The 1,395-nt window shown below is 74.5% G+C and carries 2 protein-coding genes; one reads left to right on the forward strand and one right to left on the reverse strand.

The annotated features are described in order from the left end of the window. Positions 1-288, forward strand: a 288-nt coding sequence (locus ACFXB5_RS53725; protein WP_385223381.1) for a hypothetical protein, incomplete at its 5' end; no start/stop codon positions are given. Positions 289-330: 42 nt separating this feature from the next. Here the strand turns inward: ACFXB5_RS53725 and ACFXB5_RS53730 are convergent. After that, the gene (locus ACFXB5_RS53730; protein ID WP_385223383.1) at positions 331-1,386 is read right to left on the reverse strand and encodes a LacI family DNA-binding transcriptional regulator; all 1,056 of its coding nucleotides are present in this window, start codon (positions 1,384-1,386) and stop codon (positions 331-333) included. Positions 1,387-1,395: the final 9 nt, after the last annotated feature.

The raw sequence follows: 1,395 nt of genomic DNA on the forward strand, positions 1-1,395 counted from the left end.
CGCTCCCCCTGGGCCCCAGCAGGGCCGACGAGCCGACCGTCGCCGCGATCAGCTCTCGCGGTGGGCGGTCAGGGCCTGAGCACCTGCGCCAGCGGGCTGACCGCGGTCGCCGCGGCGAATGACCGGGCGGACGCCCACGCGCATCCGGATCGTCTGGGCGGGCTCTGGGGCGGAGCCCCGGGTTCGCTCCCCCTGGGCCCCAGCAGGGCCGACGAGCCGACCGTCGCCGCGATCAGCTCGCTGGCCGGGGGCTGGGGCGGAGCCCCAGTTGAGGGAAGGGGCGGGTAGGGGAACGGCCCGCCGCAGGCATCACGAGCCGCCGGGCACCCCCTAGCGCAGCCTGGCCGTCGAGCCACGAACCACGAGGTCCGGCTGGAAGACGAACTCCGTGTGCTGGACCGGGTTTCCAGCCATCTCCTCCAGCAGCGCCCCCACCGCCGCCGTCGCCATCGACTGCACCGGCTGGCGGACGGTGGTCAGCGGGGGATCGGTGAAGGCGATCAGCGGGGAGTCGTCGAAGCCGACCACCGACACATCGTGCGGCACCCGCAGCCCGCGCCGGGCCGCCTCCCGGATCACCCCGAGCGCCATCAGATCGCTGCCGCACACGATGCCCGTACAGCCCTGGTCCAGCAGCGTGGCCGCGGCCACCTGCCCGCCCTCGACGCTGAAGAGCGTATGCCGTACCAACTCCCGTGCCTCGTCCGCCGGTCGGTCCAGCAGTTCCGCGCTCGCCGCGAGGAACCCCTCGACCTTGCGCAGCGCGGGGACGTAGCGGGCGGGCCCCACCGCGAGGCCGATCCGGTGGTGGCCGAGCGCGGCCAGGTGGCGGACGGCCATCCGCGCGGCCGCCCGGTCGTCGGGCGAGACGAACGTGGCCTGGATGTGCTCGTGGTAGCCGTTGATCAGCACGAACGGCACCTTGCGCCCGGCCAACCGGGCATAGCGGGCGGGGTCGGCCGTGGTGTCGGCGTGCAGTCCGGACATGAAGACGATGCCCGCCACATCGCGCTCCTCCAGCTGCTCCACCAGCTCGTCCTCGGTGGCGCCGCCGGGCATCTGGGTGCACAGGATGGGGGTGTAGCCATGACCGGCCAGCACCTGCTCGATGATCTGGGCGAAGGCGGGGAAGACCGGGTTGGTCAGTTCCGGGATGACCAGGCCGACCAGGCCGGCGCTGCGTCGCCGCAGCCGCACCGGCCGTTCGTAGCCGAGGACGTCGAGGGCGGCGAGCACCCGTTGCCGGGTGGCGGCCGCCACGCCCGCCTTACCGTTGAGCACCCGGCTGACGGTGGCCTCGCTGACCTTGGCCTGGGCGGCGATATCGGCGAGCCGCGGGGGGGGGGCCCGGGGGGGCCGCGCCGCCGGGGTGGCCGGCGCTGTTATGCGCCCCCC

It is taken from the genome of Streptomyces sp. NPDC059455 (genome assembly GCF_042750115.1).
In the GTDB taxonomy this organism is placed as follows: domain Bacteria; phylum Actinomycetota; class Actinomycetes; order Streptomycetales; family Streptomycetaceae; genus Streptomyces; species Streptomyces endocoffeicus.